The organism is Rhizorhabdus wittichii, from assembly GCF_017607425.1.
Classification (GTDB): domain Bacteria; phylum Pseudomonadota; class Alphaproteobacteria; order Sphingomonadales; family Sphingomonadaceae; genus Rhizorhabdus; species Rhizorhabdus wittichii.
In genome coordinates this window covers 2,202,121-2,223,039 of the sequence record NZ_CP059319.1, presented here as the reverse complement: position 1 = coordinate 2,223,039, position 20,919 = coordinate 2,202,121, and the positions used below count along the sequence as shown (strand labels likewise).

At 68.0% G+C, this 20,919-nt stretch carries 16 protein-coding genes; 13 read left to right on the top strand and 3 right to left on the bottom strand.

Annotation, left to right across the window (positions count from 1 at the left end; genetic code table 11):
* Window positions 1-70 precede the first annotated feature (70 nt).
* From HRJ34_RS10505 to HRJ34_RS10485, 5 genes are read left to right on the top strand one after another with little or no spacing between them, the layout of a single operon-like run.
* Window positions 71-997, top strand: a complete 927-nt coding sequence (locus HRJ34_RS10505; RefSeq protein ID WP_226949140.1) for a fumarylacetoacetate hydrolase family protein — start codon at window positions 71-73, stop codon at window positions 995-997.
* Window positions 998-1,003: 6 nt separating this feature from the next.
* Entirely contained in the window at window positions 1,004-2,197 is a 1,194-nt protein-coding gene (locus HRJ34_RS10500) for an alpha-hydroxy acid oxidase (RefSeq protein WP_208634044.1), read from the top strand.
* On the top strand, window positions 2,197-2,487 hold the full coding sequence (locus HRJ34_RS10495; RefSeq protein ID WP_226949139.1) for a putative quinol monooxygenase: 291 nt from the start codon (window positions 2,197-2,199) through the stop codon (window positions 2,485-2,487). The genes HRJ34_RS10500 and HRJ34_RS10495 overlap by 1 nt, the downstream gene beginning before the upstream one ends.
* Window positions 2,488-2,498: 11 nt before the next feature.
* On the top strand, window positions 2,499-3,107 hold the full coding sequence (locus HRJ34_RS10490; RefSeq protein WP_208634043.1) for a glutathione S-transferase family protein: 609 nt from the start codon (window positions 2,499-2,501) through the stop codon (window positions 3,105-3,107).
* Window positions 3,108-3,119: 12 nt separating this feature from the next.
* The gene (locus HRJ34_RS10485; protein ID WP_208634042.1) at window positions 3,120-4,166 is read left to right on the top strand and encodes an alpha-hydroxy acid oxidase; all 1,047 of its coding nucleotides are present in this window, start codon (window positions 3,120-3,122) and stop codon (window positions 4,164-4,166) included.
* Between the two features lie 148 nt (window positions 4,167-4,314).
* On the opposite strand, the gene HRJ34_RS10480 is transcribed toward HRJ34_RS10485, so the two are convergent.
* Together HRJ34_RS10480 and HRJ34_RS10475 are read right to left on the bottom strand one after the other, a co-directional pair.
* On the bottom strand, window positions 4,315-5,349 hold the full coding sequence (locus HRJ34_RS10480) for an isopenicillin N synthase family dioxygenase (protein ID WP_208634041.1): 1,035 nt from the start codon (window positions 5,347-5,349) through the stop codon (window positions 4,315-4,317).
* Between the two features lies 1 nt (window position 5,350).
* Window positions 5,351-7,492 (bottom strand): TonB-dependent receptor, encoded by a 2,142-nt coding sequence (locus HRJ34_RS10475; RefSeq protein WP_208634040.1) that lies wholly within the window; start codon window positions 7,490-7,492, stop codon window positions 5,351-5,353.
* 421 nt (window positions 7,493-7,913) lie between these two features.
* Here HRJ34_RS10475 and HRJ34_RS10470 point away from each other — a divergent pair, with 421 nt between their 5' ends.
* From HRJ34_RS10470 to HRJ34_RS10445, 6 genes are all read left to right on the top strand, one after another.
* Complete coding sequence (locus HRJ34_RS10470; RefSeq protein ID WP_037504970.1) at window positions 7,914-8,945, top strand: AraC family transcriptional regulator; 1,032 nt, start codon at window positions 7,914-7,916, stop codon at window positions 8,943-8,945.
* 272 nt (window positions 8,946-9,217) lie between these two features.
* A complete protein-coding gene (locus HRJ34_RS10465; RefSeq protein WP_208634039.1) occupies window positions 9,218-10,978 on the top strand; it encodes an outer membrane protein assembly factor BamB family protein in 1,761 nt (586 codons plus the stop codon).
* 56 nt (window positions 10,979-11,034) lie between these two features.
* Complete coding sequence (locus HRJ34_RS10460; protein WP_208634038.1) at window positions 11,035-13,044, top strand: alkyl/aryl-sulfatase; 2,010 nt, start codon at window positions 11,035-11,037, stop codon at window positions 13,042-13,044.
* A gap of 25 nt (window positions 13,045-13,069) precedes the next feature.
* Window positions 13,070-15,337: a TonB-dependent receptor gene (locus HRJ34_RS10455; RefSeq protein ID WP_016743871.1), complete on the top strand. Its 2,268-nt coding sequence runs from the start codon at window positions 13,070-13,072 to the stop codon at window positions 15,335-15,337.
* 175 nt (window positions 15,338-15,512) lie between these two features.
* Entirely contained in the window at window positions 15,513-16,619 is a 1,107-nt protein-coding gene (locus tag HRJ34_RS10450; protein WP_208634037.1) for a cupin domain-containing protein, read from the top strand.
* 28 nt (window positions 16,620-16,647) lie between these two features.
* A complete protein-coding gene (locus HRJ34_RS10445; protein ID WP_208634036.1) occupies window positions 16,648-17,433 on the top strand; it encodes an acetoacetate decarboxylase family protein in 786 nt (261 codons plus the stop codon).
* 183 nt (window positions 17,434-17,616) lie between these two features.
* Here HRJ34_RS10445 and HRJ34_RS10440 read toward each other — a convergent pair whose 3' ends face one another.
* A complete protein-coding gene (locus HRJ34_RS10440; RefSeq protein ID WP_208634035.1) occupies window positions 17,617-18,753 on the bottom strand; it encodes an LLM class flavin-dependent oxidoreductase in 1,137 nt (378 codons plus the stop codon).
* 300 nt (window positions 18,754-19,053) lie between these two features.
* Between HRJ34_RS10440 and HRJ34_RS10435 the strand changes: the two genes are divergently transcribed.
* Together HRJ34_RS10435 and HRJ34_RS10430 are read left to right on the top strand one after the other, a co-directional pair.
* Window positions 19,054-19,911: a fumarylacetoacetate hydrolase family protein gene (locus tag HRJ34_RS10435; protein WP_208634034.1), complete on the top strand. Its 858-nt coding sequence runs from the start codon at window positions 19,054-19,056 to the stop codon at window positions 19,909-19,911.
* The gene (locus HRJ34_RS10430) at window positions 19,908-20,915 is read left to right on the top strand and encodes an ornithine cyclodeaminase family protein (RefSeq protein WP_208634033.1); all 1,008 of its coding nucleotides are present in this window, start codon (window positions 19,908-19,910) and stop codon (window positions 20,913-20,915) included. Before HRJ34_RS10435 ends, HRJ34_RS10430 begins: the two co-directional genes overlap by 4 nt.
* Window positions 20,916-20,919: the final 4 nt, after the last annotated feature.

The following is a 20,919-nucleotide window of genomic DNA, read 5'->3' as shown; positions in this document are numbered from 1 at the left end:
GGCGAAGCCGGCCCGGGGCCGGCGCTCCTGTCATGATTTTGGGTGACGGGCGGCCGATCGGACAAGGTGTATGCCCCGGACCAGGGCGCGGATCGTGCCCGCGACCAACCACAAAGCGACAGGCAGGGGATCGATGCGGCTCGTCACATTCCACCATCAGGGCCGGACCGGCTTCGGCTGCGTCGAAGGCGATCGGGTGCTCGACTTCGCCCCGCACGGCGAGGCGCGGAGCCTGCGCGACTGCCTGCCGCTGGGGCCGGCGGAATGGCAGAGGCTGGCCGATGCCGCGCGCGGATCGGGAAGCCTCGCGCTCGCCGACGTCCGGCTGACGGCGCCGATCCCCGATGCGCGGAAATTCCTGGCGCTCGGCGGCAATTACGCCTCGCACGCCGCCGAGGCGGAGAAGGCTGGCTTCCGTCGCGGCACGGCGCAGATCTGGTTCAACAAGCAGGTGTCGTGCATCAACGGCCCCTATGATCCGGTGGTGCGGCCGAAGGTGTCGCACCAGCTCGATTATGAAGGCGAGCTGGGCGTCATCATCGGCAAGGATTGCCGGTACAAGGCCGGCGACGCGGTGTGGGAGCATATCGCCGGCTATGTCGTCTGCTGCGACTATTCGGTGCGCGACTGGCAGCTGCGCGCGCCGACGCACACGCTGGGCAAGTCGTTCGACACCCATGGCCCGCTGGGTCCCTGGATCGTCACCCGCGACGAGATAGCCGACGTCCACGCGCTCGACCTCAGGCTGACCGTCAACGGCGAGCTGCGGCAGAGCGCCAGCACCGCCGACATGATCCACAAGATCCCGGCGCTGATCGAGGAGCTGTCGACCGCCTTCACCCTGCAAGCCGGCGACATCCTGTCGACCGGGACGCCGGCCGGGGTCGGCGGGCTGTTCGATCCGCCCCGCTACCTGGTGCCCGGCGACGTGGTGCGCGTCGAGATCGGCTCGATCGGGCATATCGAGAATATCGTCGTCGACGAAGCGGGCGCCTGACCGCCGATGGCCGACGTTCGTCATTGCGTCACCATCGCCGACCTGCGCGCGATCGCGCGGCGGCGCCTGCCCGAATTCGCCTTCGTGCCGATGGAGACCGGCAGCGGCGACGGATCGGGCCCCGGCCGCAACGTCGCGGCCTTCGATCGTTTCCCGCTGACCGCGCGGGCGCTGGTCGACGTGCGCGAGGTGCGCCAGCAGGTCGAGATATTCGGGCGGCCTTATGCCAGCCCGTTCGGCCTTTCGGCGGTCGGCTATGCCAACAACCTGCGGCCCTTCGCCGACCAGATGCTGGCCGAGGCGGCAATGGAGGCGAAGCTGCCCTTCATGCTGTCGGGCGGCAGCACCGCCGCGATCGAGGAGATCGCCCGGATCGCGCCCGGTCATGTCTGGCAGCAGCTCTACAGCGCGAAGGACCCGGCGATCACCGACCGGGCGATCGGCCGCGCCGCCGACGCCGGCGTCGAGGTGCTCGTCCATACCGTCGACAGCCCGGTTCCGCCGCGCAATGACTGGCTCGCCCGATCGGGCATCGCGCTGCCGGCGAAGGTGCGATGGAGCGCCTGGCCCTATGTGCTGTGGCAGGCGGCCACCCATCCGCGCTGGTCGCTGGGCCATCTGGCGCGGGGCGGGCTGCCGCGGCTGGAGAGCTGGACGGAATATGCGCCGGCCGGCGCCCGCGCGGCGGCGATCGCGCGGCTGTTCCAGAACCAGGTGCCGAGCGTCCAGACCTGGGACGAGGTGGAACGCATCCGCCGCCTCTGGCCGGGCCGGCTGGTCATCAAGGGGCTGGTCCATGCCGGGGACGTGCGCCGGGCGCGGGATTGCGGCGCCGATGCCGTCGCCGTCTCCAACCATGGCGGCAACAAGCTCGATGTCATGCCGGCCGCGATCGACTCGCTGTGCGCGCTGGTCGGCACGGGCGCGCCGGCCTTGCCGCTGTTCTTCGACGGCGGCGTCCGCAAGGGCGCGCACATCCTGATCGCGCTCGCGCTCGGCGCCCGCTTCGCCTTCGCCGGGCGGGCGCCGCTGTACGGCGTCATTGCCGGGGGCACCGCCGGCGCGCTACGCGCGATCGACATCCTCAAGGACGAGATCGCCCGCACGCTGGCGCTGATCGGTTGTCCCGACGCCGCGGGGCTGGACGGCGGATATCTGCATTGCGGAGCACCCACGCTCCCCGAAGAGGAGAAGCCATGATGATGGGCGTCATTGCGCGCGTGCGCATCCACGGCGATCGCCAGGCCGACTGGGAACGCATCTTCGCGGAGCGGCGCGAACGGGTGCTGGCCACCGAACCGGGCACGCTGGCCTATGACCTGCTTCGCTCGCAGGACGATCCGCTCGTCTACATGGCGGTGGAACGCTTCACCGATCGCGACGCCTATCTCGCCCACCGCGCCGGCAGCGTCGGGCATGAGGCGATGCTGGCCTGCATGGATGGCGATCCCGACATCACCTATCTCGATCCTGTCCCGGGCTGCTGGTGAAGGGGGCGGACATGCTGCTCTACCAGGCCGCCCGCGGCGCCAATGTCCGGCGTCTGATCATCTACATGGCGGAGAAGGGCATCGACATCCCGCGCCATGACGTCGACGTCGAGGGCGGCGAGCATAAGCGGCCCGAATTCCTGGCGATGAACCCGAGCGGCCGGGTGCCGGTGCTGCGGACCGACGACGGGCGCTTCCTGTTCGAATCCGCGGCGATCATGGAATATCTGGAGGAGCTCCATCCCGACCCGCCGATGATCGGCACCACGCCCGAGGAGCGCGCGCGGGTCCGGGCGGTCGAGCGGATCGCCAACGACCTGATCGTGCGGTGCAACCTGTGGTTCCTGCACAGCCACCCGCGCTTCGCGGGACGGGGCGAGCAGAATCCGGTGGTGGCCGAGGCGGCCCGGCTGTGGGCCGGGGAACTGCTCGTCGCGCTCGATCGCTGCGCCCGCGCCGACGCCTTCCTCGCCGGCGGCCGGCCGAGCATCGCCGATTGTTCGCTGTTCGCCCTGCTCCAGAATTGCCGGCAGCTTTTCGGCATCGCCATCGCCGACGATCTCGACGGCATCAACGCCTGGTATGCGCGGTTCGGCGAACGTCCGAGCGCGGCTTATTAGGGAGGCCCGGCCATGGACGCGCTGCACCATGTCGACGACTTCGAACGCGTCGCCATCGACCGGATGACCCCCGAGGCCCGCGACCTCGCCAATCTCGGCGCGGGCGAGGGCAAAGCGGTGGCGCGCAACCGTGCCGCCTGGGGGCGATGGGCGCTGCGGCAGCGGGTGCTGCGCGACGTCGGCACATGCGACACCGCCGTCGACCTGTTCGGCGTGCCGGTGTCGATGCCGCTGCTGATCGCCCCGTCGGGCCTGCACGGCCTGGTCCACCCCGACGCGGAAAGCGCGACGGCGCGGGCGGCGCAAGCGGCCGACACGCTGATGGTGCTGAGCATGAACAGCACGCTTCCGGTCGAGGAGGTGGCGCCGCACTGCGACAAATTCTGGTTCCAGCTCTACTGGGGCGCCGATCGCGGATTCCTCCGCGAGCTGATGGCGCGCGCCGCCGGGGCGGGGGCCAAGGCCTTCTGCCTGACGCTCGACATGCCGGTCCGGCCCTGGCTGCTGGGGCCGATGCGGCGCGCACTGGCGGCGGTCGGCGACGTCCGGCCCGCCCACGGCTTTCCGCGCAGCGGGCACCTCCAGGACGAGGCGCGCTGGGACCATGACGCGCGGCTGACCTGGGCCGACCTGTCATGGCTGCGCGCCAACAGTCCGCTGCCGATCGTCCTCAAGGGGATCATGACGGCGGAGGACGCCGCGCTCGCCGTCGAGCATGGCGCCGATGCGATCATCGTCTCGAACCATGGCGGACGGGTGCTCGACGAGGGCCTGGCCACCGCCGAGGCGCTGCCCGCGATCGTCGCCGCCGTCGCGGGACGCATCGACGTCCATGTCGACGGCGGCATCCGCAGCGGGGCGGACATCGCCAAGGCGCTGGCGCTGGGGGCCAGGACCGCGCTGATCGGCCGTCCCGCGCTCTGGGGCATCGCGGCCGGCGGCGACGAGGGGCTGGCGGCGATGCTCGACCTGCTGCGCGGCGAGCTGCGCTCGGTGATGGGGATGATCGGGGCCGGGTCGGTCGCCGCTATCGACCGCTCGTCGATCGTGGAGCGGTAACGGAGATCGTCCCGATCTTCTCACGTCATTCCCGCGAAAGCGGGAATCCACGGATACGGAATGCTGTTTGACGCGAGGTGCCGCCGTCCATGGATTCCCGCTTTCGCGGGAATGACGAAAGAGGAAGAGAGGTTTGGCCTGCTCCGGCTCAGCCCGGCTTGCGCCGGTGGGCGTACACCCGCGCCAGATAGTCGATGATATATTGCTCGTAGGTCGTCGGCTCGTACATCGCCGGGCGATCGGCCGAGACGCAGCTCGGCACCGGCTGCACCACCGCGTCGAAATTGGGATTGTAGAAGAGCGGGATCGAATAGCGGGGGCGCGGCCGGCCGGCGAGGACGCGGTGGGGCGTCGACAGGAAGCGCCCGTTGCTGAAGCGGACCAGGCAGTTGCCGCCGTTGACGAGGATGTCGCCGCGCCGCACCGGCGCCGGAATCCACTTCTTCGACTGGGTCAGCACTTCGAGGCCGTCTTCCTCGGGCTGCGGCAGCAGGGTCAGGAAACCCGCGTCGTTATGCGGCGCGGCGCCGAACTGGTTTGCGTCGCCGACCAGGTCGGCCGGATAATGGCCCAGCCGCACCGGGATGTCGGCCCGGTCGAACAGCGGGTCGAAATAGTCGTCGGGGAGGTCGAGCGCCCGCGCGTAGAGCGGCAGCATCCGCCGGCCTAGCGCCTCCATCGCCTGCTGATAGGCGCGGATCGTCTCGCGGAAGCCAGGCAGCCCCTCGGGCCATTTGTTGCGCCGGAACGGGCGGCCCGCCACCAGCTCGGGATCGTCGTCGGGACGATCGCGCCGGATCCAGATCGCCTCGCTGAGGTCGGGCTTGTGCGGCGATTTCTCGACCGCGACGTCGCCGTCCTCGATCTGGCTCGATTTCATCGGGGCGTAGCCGGTCTGCTGGTCGTCGATCAGCAGCTTCAGCCGCTCCTCGGTCGGCAGGGCGTGGAAGCGCGCCGTCTCGGCGAAGACCCGGTCGACCAACTCCTGCGCGATGCCGTGGTTGGTGATGTAGAAGAAGCCGATATGCTGCTGGGCATGGCCGAGCTCGGCGGCGAGCCGTTCGATCTCGCCGTCGTCGCCCGCCATGTAGCGGCCCAGGTCGAGCACCGGTATCTCCTCGATCGCCGAGCGCTCCCAGCGCCGGGGCCTCGACGGGGATACCGGCGTCGCCTGGTCGTTCATCTCAGCGGCCTCCGAAGCGATAGGTGAAGTCGACGCCCGCATTGAACGGCACATTGGCCAGCCGCGCGCTCGCGACGCGATAGGCCAGCGCCGAGAAGAAGGTCGGCGCCCGCTCGTTGGTCAGGTTGTTGCCGAACACCGACAGCGACCAGGCGTCGGTCTCGATGCCGATGCGGGCGTTGACGAAGGTCACCGGCTTGTAGGTGAAATTCTCCGACAGGTCGTAGGAGATCCGCCCGCGCCGCGACGCATCGATGCGGAACAGGCCGCGATAGGTGTCGTTGAAAGCGGGACGATATTCGAGCGAGACCTGCTCATTGTCCTTGTAGACGTTGGGCGCCTGGTTGCCGTCATAGGCCGGCATCGGGCTGAACTCGCGGATCTTGGAGTCGGTGATCGACAGCGATCCGGTCAGCACCAGGTCGCGGGTGATCGACAGGCTCAGGTCCGCCTCGGCCCCCTTCACCCGCGTCTTGTCGATCGAGGTGATGAAGCGCGCCGGGACCGGGACGACGATGGTCTGCTGGAACTGCGCATTGTCGAAGTCGGTCCGGAACAGCGCGGCGTTGAAGGTCAGCCGGCGATCGAGGAACTGGCTCTTGAAGCCGACTTCGTAATTGGTCGACATCTCCTTCGGATAGATGCGCTGCGCGCCGATCGAGGGGACCGTCAGGTTGGCGGCGTTGAAGCCGCCCGATCGGAAGCCCCGGCCGAAGGTCGCATAGGTCATCAGCTGGCGATTGACCTGATATTTGACCGTCGCCGACGGTTGCCACGCCTTGAACTTGTGCTTCACGAAGCTCGTCGGGTCCTGCTCGAGCGAGTCCTCGCGCTTGTCGATGTCGTAGCGCAGCGCGCCGAGGAAGCTGAGGCCGTTGTCGAAGTCGAGGCTGACCTGGCCGTAGGCGGCATAGGCCTCGCTCTTATAGTCCTGATAGGAGATCAGGCGCGGCGGCAGCGCCGGAACGGCGGCGGGATCGGTCAGGACGTTGACGTCGTTGTCGCCGGTACGCTTCTGGTAGAAGGCGCCGACGATGAAGTTGAACGCGCCGTCGAGGTTCGAGGTGAAGCGCAGGTCCTGGTTGAACGCCTTGTCGACGATCGGGTTGTAGTTCACATATTGCGCGGCCGGCGTGTAATCGAAGTCGTTGATGTTGTTGCTCTTGCCATAGGCATATTGCGACACCGACGTGATCGTCCCGATGCCGAGCTTCTGGTCGATCTTGAGCGCGGTGTTCCACAGCTTGCGCTTGGTGACGCCGAGAAAGTTCAGGTTCGCCTCGTAAGTGTGGAAATCCTCGATCGCGCCGGGGACGCCGACCGGGATCTGGGCGAGCATGCCCCAGCCCGAATTGCCCTTTATGTAGGTGCCGAACAGGTCGATCGTCGTGTTCGGGCCCGGGGTGAAGCGGAGCTGCCCCTTGAAGGTGCCCTGGTCGACATAGTCGCCCGGCCGGTCGAGCGTGCGGATGTGGATGAGGCCGCGGCGGTTCTGGTAGGCGGCGGTGACCTTGGCGGCCAGCACGTCCTCGACGATCGGGCCCGAGACGGTGGCCGAGGCGCGATAGTCGCGGCCCTCCGCCGCCGAGAGGTGGAGCGATCCGCGGAACTCGTTGTCGGGCGCGCGGGTGTTGATCAGCAGCGCGCCGGCGATGGCGCCGCGGCCGTAGAGCGCGCCCTGCGGCCCCTTGAGCAGCTCGATCGTCGAGATGTCGAGAAGGTCCTGGTTGAACAGTTCGAGGAACGGCACCTGGACGCCGTCGACCAGCAGCGAGAAGGGCGCGTCGCCGCCTTGGACCGCCGAGATGCCGCGCAGCGAGATGCTGGGAACGCCGGCGCGCAGGCCGGCCTCGAAGCGCAGGCTCGGCACCAGCTTGCTGACGTCGTCGAGATTCTTGACCCCGGCCGCCTCGATCGTCGCGGAGGTCAGGACCGACATGGCGGCGGGGGCCTCCTGCAGGCGCTGGTCTCGACGCAGGGCGGTGACGACGATGTCGCCGGGCGAGGTCGCCTCGTCGGCGCCGGCGCCGTCGCTCGCGGCAAGCGCGCCGACGGTCGCGGGCGCCTCGGCGAGCGCCTGGCCGGACGCGCCGAGCGCGATGGCGAGAGCTGCCCAGCAGCAGGATTGGCTGATCTTCTTCATTGGTCCCCTCCCAGCATTCACGCCTTTGCCGGCGTATTATCCGAATATCGTCGCTGTCCGGCCCGGCGCAGGATGCGGGGGTGAAGCGGCGATCATCTGGGTAACAGGGACGATCGATCCACGCTGACGCCTGATCCTGTGACATTTCGCGAGAGGACGCCAGAGCCGGAAACGTCGGCTCGGCGAAGGCGACCGACATCTTCCGGCCGTCTCCCGGGCCGCTGTCACACAAATATGTTAGCCGGGCGGAGCGGCGGGGCGGCGATCGGATGAAAGCCTCGCATTTCGGATTTTGCCCACCCTTCGCGCATAGCAGGGCCGGTCCGCCCATGATCAGACTCGCAGATGCTGGCTGAGCGGCGTGCCGCGCGCTATCGTGGTCTGATGGCCGGGCATGGTGGCCGGATGGCAGGGGGCATCCATGATATCCTATCGAGAAAACCCCGCGAACGAGCCATCGAGCATAGCCTCCTATTGCCTGATGCTCGCCGACCTGTTCGAGGCCCAGGGGCTCGACGCCGGCCGGATATTCCTCAACGCGGGCCTCAGCCTGTCGGCGCTGCGCGGATCGACGGGGCGCGTTCCCATCTTCCAGATCAGGCTGTTGTGGCAGCAGGCGGTCGCGCTCAGCGGCAATCCCTCGATCGCGCTGGGCACGAGCCGGGTCCTGTCGCCGATGAGCTACAGCTCGATGTCGATCGCCGCGCTGAGCAGCGGATCGCTGCGTGGCGCCATCGACAAATATGTCCGCTATTCGCGCATCGTCACCGACGCGATCGACATCAGGGTCGAGGACAGCGGCGATTTCACCTCGGTGATCGTCAAGAACTATAACGAGTTCAGGGCTCCGGAGGCGATGGAATGCTGCCTGACGAGCATCCTGACCCACTGCCGGCAACTGCTTCCGAACGACGGGATCGCACCGGCCGTCATCGAACTGGAGCGGGACAAGCCCTCCAACGAGAATCTCTTCTCCTCGCAGATGCAGTCGAAGATCCGCTTCTCGGCGCCCGGCAACCGGCTGATCTTCCGGAACCGCGATATCGCCAAACCCATTCCGGGCTATTGCCGCGAGCTCGAGACGCAGATCGTCCAGCATTGCGACATCATGCTGGGCCAGCGCGCGAGCGTGAACTGGTCGACGAGGGCCCGGCAGCAGATATTGCGGCACCTGCACGTCGGCACGGTCAGCGAACGATCGGTGGCCGGCGGCCTGCACACCAGCGTCGACACGCTGCGCAGGCGGCTGAACGGCGAGGGGACCTCCTATCGGGCGCTGCTCGATGACGTCCGGCGGACGCTGGCCGAGCGATATCTCGAAAATCGGGATCTCTCGATCAAGCAGATTTCCGGGACGCTGGGCTTCGCCAACAGCAGTGCCTTCGTGCGGGCGTTCCGGCGGTGGACGGGGTACGCGCCCGGCTTCCATCGCCAGGAAGGCGCGCTCGGCTGACGGGCCATAGCCCGAAACCGGCAATCCCTTACCCGAAAACGGCAGGGCCGCCCGGCGTCCTTCCGCCCCTGTTCGCGCTGACCTAACCCGCCCCCGGGTCACGCACCGGCACCGTCACGGACCGTCGGCTCGACCAAGGGGGGGCAATGATCGAAACCGCGAACAATTCTCCAGCCAGCAGGCGCGGGCGCCCATCCATCGTGGGCGTCGCGGTCGCCGCGCTGTTCCCATGCCTCGGTCCCGCTGCCGCTTCCGCGCCGGCGCTGAACCCGATGCTGTTGCCCGCTCAATATGAGGCGGCACCATGGGTGTCGGTCCATCGGGACTCGTCGAATTCGGATCGTGCCCCCTTCGCGACGACCGGCAAGGTGAAGGTGTTGTGGTCGGCGCTCGATGGCGCCGCCCTGATCAATCCCGGTTCGATCAATGACCGGGGCGTGCTGTTCGTCACCTCCGCGCGGGGGCGGACGTTCAGCAACCTCCATGCGATCGGCCCTGATGGCAAGATATTGTGGGAAGCGCCGCCGCAGCGCGATCGCGACGGGCTCGACGCCTTCGCGGGCTTCAACGCGCCCGTGCTCGATCGCGACGGCGACGTCTATATCGGCGATTCCAACCAGCTATGGGCCTTCCACCCGGACGGCAGGCGGAAATGGGTGGCGCGGCTGCCCGAGGGATCCGGCTCGTTCGTCTATCAGGTCATTTCCCGGCAGGGCTATGTCGGCGGCATCACCACCGAGGGCTGGGTGCTGTTCTTCGATCGGACCAGCGGTTCGCCGGCGGTCAAGCCGTTCCGCCTGCCGCAGGGCGAGGCGCCGGCGACGGGCCCGCACCTGCCGGGGCTCTGGCAGGGCGGGCTGGTCGACCACGACGCCGGCAAGCTGTTCGAGAAGATCGCCTTCGGCTTCGGCGTCCAGGTGGCGAACGCGCCCGCGGTGCATCCTACGACCGGGCGGATCTTCATCACCGCGGCCGGGCCGAAGGAGGGTGATCGCTATTCGGGCCGGCTCTACGGGCTCGACATCGTCGACGGCGAGGTGAAGATCGGCTTCTCGACCCGGATGGACGGCGGCAGCGGGACGAGCCCGTCGATCTCGCCCGACGGCCGATATGTATATTGCGCCGGCGAGGACGGCGTGATCCTGGCGATCGACGCGGATAGCGGCGCGGTCCGCTGGTCGGCACAGGGGGAAGGGCTGCTCTCCCCCTCGCTCGCCGCCGACGGCACCATCCTGACCGGCAACATCTTCGGCGATCCTACCGTCATCGCCCTGAACCCCAGGGACGGCTCGCAGCTCTGGGCGCGCGACTATTCGGACTATGCCCGGACGCGGCTCCCGGAGCTCGCTCCCGAGCCGTCGCTGGCCGCGAGCGGCAAGCCGGTGATGCGGCTGATGAGCGTGATCTCGCTGTCGTCGAACCTCGTCTGGGCCGGCTTTTCGCTGGGCTATGAGTTCCGGCCCGCCGGTTCGGCGAAGCCGCTGATATCGCCCCACAAATCGGTGGTGTGCGCGCTGAGCATCGCGACCGGCGAATTGCAGCATTGCACCGATGTGCGCGACACGCTCGAAGGTATCATCAGCATCGGCGCGGGCGGGCGGCTCTACGCCAGCCACACCTCGATCTTCAGCTCGACCGCCTATTTCGGCTATCGCTCCCTGCTCCCCGCGCGCTTTCGCGTGCCGAGCCGCCCGGTGGGCGGGCTGACGGCATTGGGCCCGGTCGCGCCGTGCGACCAACTCGGCATCGAGGCCGACGCGATCCGGCGCGGCCATGCGCGCGCGATCGATGCCCTGAAGGCGGGCGACGATCGCGGCGCCCGGGTCGCGATCGATCAGGTCCGCGCGCAGTTGCTGATCGCGCGCCAGTCGGTGGAGCGGCTGCCGGGTGCGGCGGACGGCGCCTACACGGCAGCGCTCGACACATCGCTCGCCGCGCTGGGCGACGGCGGCCCGCTCTCCGTCGAGGCCATTCGGTCGCTCGACGCCGATCTTCCCGATCCGTCGTGCCGCCCCGTGGCGGAGCGGCCCTGATCGCGGCGGGTCGGCCGCTTCCCGCGCATTTTCCAACATCTGGGTTTCATCGGCATATGGTCAAAACTTCCTGGCAGCGTGGCAATGGTCTCTTCGGCAAGCGGAGGGTGCTGGGCGGCACGGCGCTGGCGGCGTCCCTGCTGGTCGGCTGGCACGGTCCCGTTCACGCCGGGTCGGCGTTCGATCGCCTGCCCAAGCCTCCCTCGGCGGCGACGGTCGAGCGCCTGGCCGAGGTCGAGCGATCGCTTCCGCTCGACGATCGGGAGGATTTCGACTTCGCTGCCCGCGGCTTCATCGCGCCGCCGCTCGATCCGCAGATCCGCAACGCGTCGGGCGAGGTGGTCCGCGACCTGACCGGCTACGGCCTCTATGCCGGGTCGCGACCGGCGTCGGTCAACCCCAGCCTGTGGCGGCAGGCCCAGGTGATGGGCAGGCCCGGCCTCTATCAGGTCACGCCCAGCGTCTTCCAGGTCCGCGGCATGGACCTCGCGAACATGACGGTCATCCTCGGCAAGACCGGCTACATCCTCGTCGATCCGCTGATGGCGACCGAAGCCGCCGCCGCCGCGCTGAAGCTGGTCAGGGCGAGGCTCGGCGACCGGCCGGTGACGGGGATCATCCTCACCCACAGCCACCCGGACCATTATGGCGGCACCGCCGGCGTCCTGACCGAGGCGCAGTTGCGCGACCACAGCGTGCCGGTGCTGGCGCCGGGCGGCTTCTCGGCGGCGGCGCTGAGCGAGAATGTGGTGGCCGGCCCAGCGATGAGCCGCCGGAACAACTTCATGTTCGGCATGTACCTGCCGTTCGGCGCGCAGGGCGCGGTCAGCTACGGGCTCGGCCCGGCCTTCAAGGGCGGGCTCGCCAAGGGGACGATCTCGTTCGTGCCGCCGACCGAGGAGATTTCCGAGGACGGCGCCCGGCGCACGATCGACGGGGTCGATATCGAATTCATGATCACCCCCGACGCCGAAGCACCGTCCGAGCTGATGTTCCACCTGCCCGGCATGCGGGTGCTGTGCGGCGCCGAGATCCTGACGGCGACGATCCACAATGTGCAGACGCTGCGCGGCGCGCCGGCCCGCGACGCCAGGAAATGGGCCGAGTATATCGACGTCGCGATGAAGCGCTTCGGCGACCGTACCGATGCGCTGGTCACGTCGCATTTCTGGCCGCGCTTCGGGCAGGCGAAGATCGGCGACTATCTTCGCCACTATCGCAACGCCTACGCCTTCATGCACGACCAGACCGCGCGGCTGATGAACGACGGCTACACGCCGACCGAGATCGCCGAGCGGATGGCGTTGCCCGCCGACCAGAGCCGGCATTGGTATAATCGCGAGAATTACGGGACCCTGCGGCACAACAGCAAGGGCATCTACGACCGCTATCTGGGGTGGTTCGACGCCAACCCCTCCAATCTCGATCCCCTGCCGCCCGAACAGTCCGCGCCGCGCTATGTCGAGGCGATGGGAGGCCATGACCGGGCGATGAAGATCGCCGCGGCGGCGGTGGATGGGGGCGAGTATCGCTGGGCGGCGGAGCTGCTGAAGCAGATCGTCTTCGCCGATCCGGCCAGGCAGGACGGCCGCTACCTGCTCGCCGATGCCTATGAGCAGCTCGGCTATCAGGCCGAGAGCGCGACCTGGCGGAATTTCTACCTGACGGGCGCGCAGGAATTGCGCTCCGGAGCCCCGACCACGGCCTATGACGTCAGTGGCGATTTCCTGCAGAGCCTGCCGCTCACCGCCGTGCTGGACGTGCTGGCGACGCGGATCGATCCGGCGCGGATCGTGGGCCAGTCCGTCGAGATCGGCCTGCGCGACGGCCGGCAGGCCGAGCTGGTCACCATCGAGGACGGCGTCCTCACCCACCGGGCGATCACGCCGAAGGACGCGCCCCGGGCACGGGTCTCGGGCGACACGCGGGCCATCGTCGCGATGCTGCTCGGCAAGCCGGTCGCGGCGTCCACCGTCGCGCAGGTCGAGGGCGATCGCGCGGCCGTCGAACTGCTGCGCGGGGCACTCGCCAGCCCGATCCCCAATTTCAACATCGTCACACCATAAGCGTCGAAAAAGGGAGCTTCCGATTATGAACAGGGAACGATCGATCATGACCGTGCGGCTCGCCGCGTTGGCGGCGGGTGCCAGCCTGCTGGCGTTCGGCAATCCGTCCTACGCCCAGACCGGGGCGTCGGAGGATGTCGAAGGCGTCGAGGCGATCACCGTCACCGCGCGGAAGCGCGAGGAGCGGTTGCAGGAGGCGCCGATCTCGATAACCGCGCTGTCGTCCGCGACGCTCGAACGCGCCCAGGTCGGCACGATCGCCGGCATCTCGAACTTCACGCCCAACCTGATCCTCAATGAATCGGCGGCGATCTCGGGCAACAACGCTGCCACCACGACCTTCATCCGCGGCATCGGGCAATATGACTTCACCCCGACGACCGAGCCGGCGGTCGGCCTCTATGTCGACGGCGTCTATGTCGCGCGGTCGGTCGGCGCGCTTCTCGACGTCGCAGACGTCGAGCGTGTCGAGGTGCTGCGCGGGCCGCAGGGCACATTGTTCGGCCGCAACACCATCGGCGGCGCGGTCAGCATCACCTCGCTGCGGCCGAGCGACGACGCGTTCGAAGGCTATGTCGACGTGCGGACCGGAAGCTTCGAGCGCTTCGACGCCAAGGCCGCCGTCAACATCCCGATCGCCGAGGGACTGGCCGTCCGCGCCTCGGGCTCGCGGCGCAGCCGGGAAGGCTATGTCCGCCGCGTTTCCGACGGCGTCCGCAACGGCAACCAGGATAGCTGGTCCGGCCGCATCGACATGCTGGCGGAAACCGAGGGCGGCTTCCGCGCCCGCCTGATCGTCGACGGAACGCGCCGCCGCGAGAACATGGCGGCCAATCAGCTCGTCGCCGTCTATCCCAATGCGGGTTTCGTGCAGGTCTACAATACGCAGGTCGCCGGCGCGGCCTGCACGCCCAACCCCGGGCCGGTCGGCAACAGCCTCTGCTACAATTCGCAATGGATTCCGCAGAAGGGCGAGCGGATCACCTACGGCACCTTTCCCTCCCAGTCGGACCTCGACCTGTGGGGCGTCTCGCTCAACCTCGAGCAGGAGATCGGCAAGGTCACGATCAAGTCGATCTCGGCCTATCGCGACATGAAGTCGATCTCCTCCCGCGACGGCGATCATTCGCCGCTGCGCATCTTCGAGACCGTCGACGATTACGACCAGTGGCAGTTCAGCCAGGAATTCCAGGTGCTGGGAACGTCGTTCGACGATCGCCTGAAATGGATCGCCGGCGCCTATTATTTCAAGGAGAAGGGCGGCGACGCCAACATGGTCTATACCTCGCGGATCGACTTCATGTCCGGCGGCCGGATCGACAATGACTCGGCGGCGCTGTTCGGCCAGGCCACGTTCGACGTCACCGACAAGCTGTCGGTCACCGGCGGCCTGCGCTACACGAAGGACTGGAAGCGCTTCCTGCCCGATCAATATGTGACCAATTCCGGCCTGACCCCGTTCCCGGTCGGATCGCGGCTGGCGCCGTACGTCAAGTACAGGTCGACCTATCACGACCTCAACCCGACGGCGGACGTCAGCTACAAATTCTCGCGCGACATCATGACCTATTTCCGTTTCTCGGAGGGGTTCAAGAGCGGCGGCTACGCATTCCGCTTCTTCCCGCCCACCACCACCGTACCCGACTATCAGCCCGAATATGCCAAGGTCTACGAACTCGGCTTCAAGTCGACGATGTTCGACCGCCGGCTGCAGTTCAATGCCGCCGTCTTCCGCACCGACTATACCAATATCCAGGTCAGCGGCATTCCGACCGGGCGGGTCGGCGCGATCACCTTCAACGCCGGCGATGCGCGCATCCATGGCGGCGAGGTCGAAATCTCGGCGCGGCCGATCCCGCCGCTGCGGTTGCAGTTCGGCGCGGGCTATCTCGATGCGGGATATCGCAACGTTCCAACCAACCTCGGCGCGATCGACGTGAACAACGACTCCCGCTTCGCCTATGCGCCGACCTGGTCGCTGACCGGCAACGCTTCCTACGAGATCGAGACGGGCATCGGAACGATCACGCCGCAGCTCGACTGGAGCTATCGGACCAAGGTCTACGGCAACCCCGCCAATACGCCGGCGGCGATCCAGCCGGGCTATCATCTCGTCAACGGCAGCATCGCCTGGCGCGACCCGTCGGGCGTCTGGCAGGTCACTGCGGGCGTGACCAACCTGTTCGACAAGCGCTACTTCACGACCGCCTATGCCAGCCCGAGCGTCGGCTACTCCGAAGTCCTGTTCGGTCGTCCGCGCGAATGGTTCCTGGGCGTCCGGCGCAGCTTCTGACCTTCCCCGTCTTCGGAATGGCCCGGCTGGTCGGCGGCCGGGCCGCTTTCGGGCGGCTGCGCTTCGAACTGGAAAATATCTCTTTCGGAATTTTCGCTAACCCCCTGGTCGATCCCCCGATAGGTCCGAAGCACAGGCAGTTGTGCGACAAGACAATCGGATGCGGGAGAGTGATATGGTGGATGCGGAGGCAGCGGCCGGGCGTCCTTTCGTGGATGCTTCCGGCGAGCAGGAACGGATGCCGCGCTTCTGGAGGGCGTTCAAGGTCTCCCGGGAGGAGATCGACGGCGAGATCGATCGGCTGAAGGCCATCGCCCGGCCGGCCGATGGCCGGCGGCTGTCCCATATCGTCCACCCCCAGTCGACCACCAACAGCATCACCCCCGGCATCCGCGCGTCGATCGAGGTGATCATGCCCGGCGAGGTCGTCGAGCTGCCGGCGACCAATGCGTCGAGCGTCCGGATCTGCATCGAGGGGCGCGGCGAGGCCCGGATCGACAACAAGGCGTTCGAGGTCGGGCGGCTCGACACCTGGTCGACGCCGAACATGGCCATCCAGACCTATGCCAATCGCGGCGATGCGCCGCACGTCCGGCTGATGTTCAGCGACGCGCCGCTGCTCGAACATCTTCATGCGCTCTACGTGTCGGACGGGACGGCGGCCGAAGCGCCGGCGGCGGAGGGGGAAGGCGAGGCGGCCAGGCATCAGCGCCATCCGATGGCGGACTTCGTCCACAGCCTGCCGACCGGCGGCGGCGCGCTCAAGACCTATCATGCCTTCATCGACCCGGAGGTGGTCGAGCAGACCGCGCTGCTGTGGCGGTGGGAGGAGGTGAAGGCCTTCCTCAACGACATGGACAAGGACACGCCCGACCTGCGCGCGGCGATCATCGCCATGTACTGGAACCCGTCGACCGGCCGCACCCATGGATCGACCAACACGATCACCGCCTGGATGAGCGGCGGCGTCGATCCCAACTGGACCGGCAGGAAATGGGACATGGCCCGGTCGCACCGGCACAACGTCACCGCGCTCAACTATGCGGTCGCCGGCAACTGGAAGACGATCGTCGAGCGCGAGGAGATATTGTGGGGACCGGGCGACCTGGTCCTGACCGCCCCGGCCTGGGCCGCGCATTCCAACGGCCGCTTCGATCGCGAGGCCTATACCTTCGCGATCCAGGACAACGCCCTGCTCGGCGCGCTGAACGGCACGATCATGCAGGAATATGTGAACCGCCCGCCGCTGCACCTGGGTGCGCGTCCGGGTTTCGAGGCGTGACGCGGTCCGCGCCGGGGGGAGGGCGCTGATGGCGGGCGCGACGCATTTCCTGACGCCGACGGGGCGGGCCAGCCTGGTCGACGACGCCCTCTATGGCTGGGGCGCCGACATGTTGACCGTCTATCTGCGCTGCGATCCCGCGCGGTTGCAGGCGCTGCTGCCCGCCGGGCTCAAGGTCGCGGACGGGCTGTGCATGGCCTATGTCGGTGCCTTCCAGTCGACCAGCGAGGACCAGCCGGCGGCGATGCTGCGCAATCCGGCGGGCGCGGTCTACAACGAAGCCGCGCTCAGCATCGCCTGCACCCATGGCGACCGGCAGGGCTATTTCCCGGCCTTCGTCTGGGTCGACAAGGAATGGTCGCTGATCCGCGGCTGGCTCAACGGCTATCCCAAGAAGATCGGCGCGATCACGCTGGCGCGGCCGCATCCCTACAACCCGGTGACGGGCGGCCTGCGCGAAGGTGCGGTGGTCGGCGGGATATGCGCGCGGCACGGCTTCACCCTGTTCCGGCTGGGGCTGACGGTGACGCGGGCCGGCGATGCCGGCGACCTCCGGTCGCGCCCCGCCACCTTCGGCCATCGCCACTGGCCGGCGCTGCACCCGACCCAGACGCCGGTGTCCGAACTGGTCGAGGTCAACCGCAGCGACCTGAGGGTCGGCGATGTCTGGGCCGGGGAGCCCTTCATCGAGCTCGGCAGCGCGCCCGACGAGGCGCTCGAATGTTTCGCCGATCATGAGGTGCTGGCGGGCGTCACCTATTCCTACGGCTTCCGCATCGGCGGGGCTACCCGGCTAGAGTCTCTACGGATGTGATCGAAGTACGCCGATTTCCTCTTCTTTCCGTCATTCCCGCGAAAGCGGGAATCCATGGACGGCGGCCCGCAGGAGACGGAATGTGCCGTGACCGTGGATTCCCGCTTTCGCGGGAATGACGACAGGAGCGAATGACCGTCAGGCCGGTGAGGGCCTGACGGTCGTCGTCGGTGCGTCCCCGTCTCAGGTGCGACGGAGTCCCGCCTGCCGGAGCCGGGGCATCACGTCCCTGACCCAGCGGCCGACGCCGTCCTCGTAACCGACCCAGTTGAGCAGCGCGCCGTCGATGCCGGCCTTGGCCAGCAGTTCGAGCCGCGAGGTGATCTTGTCGGCGGTGCCGACCAGCTCGAAGCCGCCATGGCCGGCCTTGAGGCGGAACTTCATCGTCTCCATCACGTCCTTGGGCAGCAGTTGCGAGTGCATGTTGTGCATCGCCATGAAGCCTTCGAGCGAGCGGTCGTCGCCATGCTCGACCGCATAATAGTTCAGATAGTCGCGGGCTTCCTGCTCGGTATCGCGCTGGACGACATAGGCGAGCGTCCACACCTGCAGGTCGCGGCCATGCTCGTTGCGGGCGAGGTCGCGATAATGATCGGCCTCGCGGCGGATCTCGTCGGGATCGTCCGAGCGGATGATGACGAACGCCATGTCCGAATATTTGGCGGCGAAGGCGCGGCCGCGATCCGATCCGCCCGCGTTCATGATCGGCGGCATCGGCTTCTGGATCGGCTTGGGCAGGCTGATGCCCTTCTTGATCGTGTAATAGCGGCCCTCATAGTCGAACGCCTCGTCGCGGGTCCAAAGCTCGCGCAGGATCTCGATCCATTCGGCCGCCTGGCCGTAGCGGTCCTCATGATCGAGCATCGAGGCGCCGAACATGTCGAGCTCGGGCTTGTTCCAGCCGGCGACGACGTTGAGGCCGAAGCGGCCGCCCGACATCTGGTCGATCGTCGCGCATTGCTTGGCCGCCGCGATCGGGTGGATCGTCGGCACGTGCGAGGTGGAGAAGATGCTGGGGCGCGGCGCGATCTGGCTGGTCGCGGCGGCCCAGGTATAGCTGTCGAGCGCGAGGCCGCTGCGGTGGGCAGGCTCCTCCTCGATATAGCCGCGCCAGCGCGAATAGGGGACGATCGCCTCGAACCCGCCTTCGTCGGCCATCTTCGCGACCGTGGCGGACTCGCCCCAGTCCGCCTTGGCGCCTTCGGGAGCGTCGGTCATGCTGATGCCGATGCCGTTGAGGCCGAACACGCCCAGCTTGATCGCATTGTCGTTGAACAGGGGATTGGTGTCCGCCCGCGGATCGTCCTTCCAGCTCTTCATCCTCATCTCGCTCCCTAGATTTTCGCGGGACGCTGATCCCCGGCCGGGGCTTTGACAATCGCGCGGCGGAAGCAGTCGATTTCCGAAATGGAAAAAGAGGCCGCCCCGCGAGCGGCGCGACGCCGGCGAGAGGCTGCGATCCTCTTCATATGGGCCCGAAAAAATGCCGATCGGCCGGCGCGGCATCGTTAGGCGGACGGAAGTGCCAAATTGGAAATTATGTCTTTCGGCGACGTGCCTACACCGCGGGGCGGCAACCGCCTTACCTACGGGAAAGCGCAACAGCGAACGAAAGAGCCGATGAGGATAGGAACCTGCCTGCATGAGGGGCGTGCCCGGATCGTCCGGGACGATGGCGACCGACTGGTCCTGCTGCCCGAGGGATTTGCGAGCGGCGTCAGGGCGCTGATCGCCGACGGACGGCTGGACGAGGCGGCGGCCGTCGCCGGCACTCCGGTCGAGCCGTCGAGCCTGATCTTCCTCCCGCCCGTGACCGATCCCGACAAGATCATCGCGGTCGGCTTCAACTATCGCGGACACCTGATCGAGACGGGCACGCCGTTGCCCGACTATCCGTCGCTGTTCGTCCGCTTCCCGTCGAGCCAGGTCGGCCACGGGCAGCCGGTGGTGGCGCCGTCGCTGTCCGGCGAGTTCGACTTCGAGGGCGAGCTTGCGGTGATCATCGGCCGCCCGGCGTGGCGCGTCGCCGAGGCCGACGCGATGGACCATGTCGCCGGCTATAGTTGCTTCGCCGAGAATTCGGTGCGCGACTATCAGGCCCATGCGCGGCAGGTGACGGCGGGCAAGAATTTCCTCGCGAGCGGTGCGATCGGCCCCTGGCTGACGACGGCGGACGAGGTGGGCGATCCGTCGACCCTGGAGTTGACGACCCGGCTGAACGGCGCGGTGGTCCAGCAGGACAGGTTGACCTCGCTGATCTTCACCATCCCGCAGCTGATCGCCTACATCACCCGCTTCACGCGGCTGCTGCCGGGCGACATCATCTCGACCGGCACGCCCGACGGTGTCGGCTTCCTGCGCGATCCCAAGATATGGCTGGCCCCCGGCGATGTGCTGGAGATCGACATTCCGCGCGTCGGCCTGCTGCGCAACGCGGTGGTCGCCGAAGGCACCGGAGCCTCCGGAGCGGGGGCATGAGCAAGAAGCGGCTGATCTGGCTGACCGAGGCCGAGGTCGCGTCGCTGGTCGACATCAACGACGCGATGGCGGCGTTGCGCGTCGGCCTGGCCGAGGAGGCGCAGGGGCGGGCGAAGACGGTCGACAAGGCGCTGGGCGTCTGGCCCGGCGGCGCGATGCACGCGCTGGGATCGCTGTCGCCGGGGCTGAACTATGCCGGCTTCAAGACCTGGGTCCATACCGACCGGGGCGCGACCGCGATCTTCTCGCTGTTCGACACGCGCGACGGCCAGTTGCTCGCGGTGCTGGAGGCCGCGACGCTCGGCCAGATCCGCACCTCGGCGATATCGGGGCTGGCGGCCGACATGCTGGCCGCGCCCGATGCCGCCGAGATGGCGCTGGTGGGAACCGGCGCGCAGGCGCTGACCCAGGCGGCGGCGGTGGCGGCGGTCCGGCCGCTGCGCCGGCTGAGGATCCACAGCCCGACCGCCGAGAAGCGCGCGGCCTTCGTCGAGCGCGCGCGCGGGGCCTTCCCGTTCGAGGTGGTCGATTGCGGATCGCTGGCCGAGGCGGTCGACGGCGCGCCGATCGTCACGCTGATCACCCGCGCATCGGCGCCGTTCCTCGACGCCGACCTGCTGGCGCCGGGCACGCTGCTGATCGCGGCGGGGGCGATCCTGCCCGCCAATGCCGAATGCCTGCCCAACGTGCTGGCGCGCAGCACGCGCGTGGTCGTCGACAGCCTGGGCAACGCCCGGCGCAACTCGCGCGAGCTGCGCGAGCATTTCGGCGAGGGGCCGGAGGGCTGGGAGGCGGTCCGCACGCTCGGCTCGCTGCTCGGCGGCGATGCGCCGCCGCCGGCCGGCGGGGACATCACCCTGTTCAAGCCGATGGGCACCGGCCTGTCGGACCTGTCGGTGGCGATCATGGCCTATGAGCGCGCCACGGAGCAGGGCATCGGGATGACGATCGACCAGCCGACGCGGGTGCCGCCGCGCTGGCGCAGCATGATGGCAACGGCATGACAGG

Excerpts from the sequence above, each read along its gene's own strand:
- HRJ34_RS10470 (WP_037504970.1), top strand. The coding sequence starts at position 7,914 with ATGATATCCTATCGAGAAAACCCCGCGAACGAGCCATCGAGCATAGCC.
- HRJ34_RS10455 (WP_016743871.1), top strand. The coding sequence starts at position 13,070 with ATGAACAGGGAACGATCGATCATGACCGTGCGGCTCGCCGCGTTGGCG.
- HRJ34_RS10480 (WP_208634041.1), bottom strand. The coding sequence starts at position 5,349 with ATGAACGACCAGGCGACGCCGGTATCCCCGTCGAGGCCCCGGCGCTGG.
- HRJ34_RS10475 (WP_208634040.1), bottom strand. The coding sequence starts at position 7,492 with ATGAAGAAGATCAGCCAATCCTGCTGCTGGGCAGCTCTCGCCATCGCG.
- HRJ34_RS10445 (WP_208634036.1), top strand. The coding sequence starts at position 16,648 with ATGGCGGGCGCGACGCATTTCCTGACGCCGACGGGGCGGGCCAGCCTG.
- HRJ34_RS10505 (WP_226949140.1), top strand. The coding sequence starts at position 71 with ATGCCCCGGACCAGGGCGCGGATCGTGCCCGCGACCAACCACAAAGCG.
- HRJ34_RS10430 (WP_208634033.1), top strand. The coding sequence starts at position 19,908 with ATGAGCAAGAAGCGGCTGATCTGGCTGACCGAGGCCGAGGTCGCGTCG.
- HRJ34_RS10440 (WP_208634035.1), bottom strand. The coding sequence starts at position 18,753 with ATGAAGAGCTGGAAGGACGATCCGCGGGCGGACACCAATCCCCTGTTC.
- HRJ34_RS10500 (WP_208634044.1), top strand. The coding sequence starts at position 1,004 with ATGGCCGACGTTCGTCATTGCGTCACCATCGCCGACCTGCGCGCGATC.
- HRJ34_RS10490 (WP_208634043.1), top strand. The coding sequence starts at position 2,499 with ATGCTGCTCTACCAGGCCGCCCGCGGCGCCAATGTCCGGCGTCTGATC.
- HRJ34_RS10465 (WP_208634039.1), top strand. The coding sequence starts at position 9,218 with ATGCTGTTGCCCGCTCAATATGAGGCGGCACCATGGGTGTCGGTCCAT.
- HRJ34_RS10450 (WP_208634037.1), top strand. The coding sequence starts at position 15,513 with ATGGTGGATGCGGAGGCAGCGGCCGGGCGTCCTTTCGTGGATGCTTCC.
- HRJ34_RS10460 (WP_208634038.1), top strand. The coding sequence starts at position 11,035 with ATGGTCAAAACTTCCTGGCAGCGTGGCAATGGTCTCTTCGGCAAGCGG.
- HRJ34_RS10495 (WP_226949139.1), top strand. The coding sequence starts at position 2,197 with ATGATGGGCGTCATTGCGCGCGTGCGCATCCACGGCGATCGCCAGGCC.
- HRJ34_RS10435 (WP_208634034.1), top strand. The coding sequence starts at position 19,054 with ATGAGGATAGGAACCTGCCTGCATGAGGGGCGTGCCCGGATCGTCCGG.
- HRJ34_RS10485 (WP_208634042.1), top strand. The coding sequence starts at position 3,120 with ATGGACGCGCTGCACCATGTCGACGACTTCGAACGCGTCGCCATCGAC.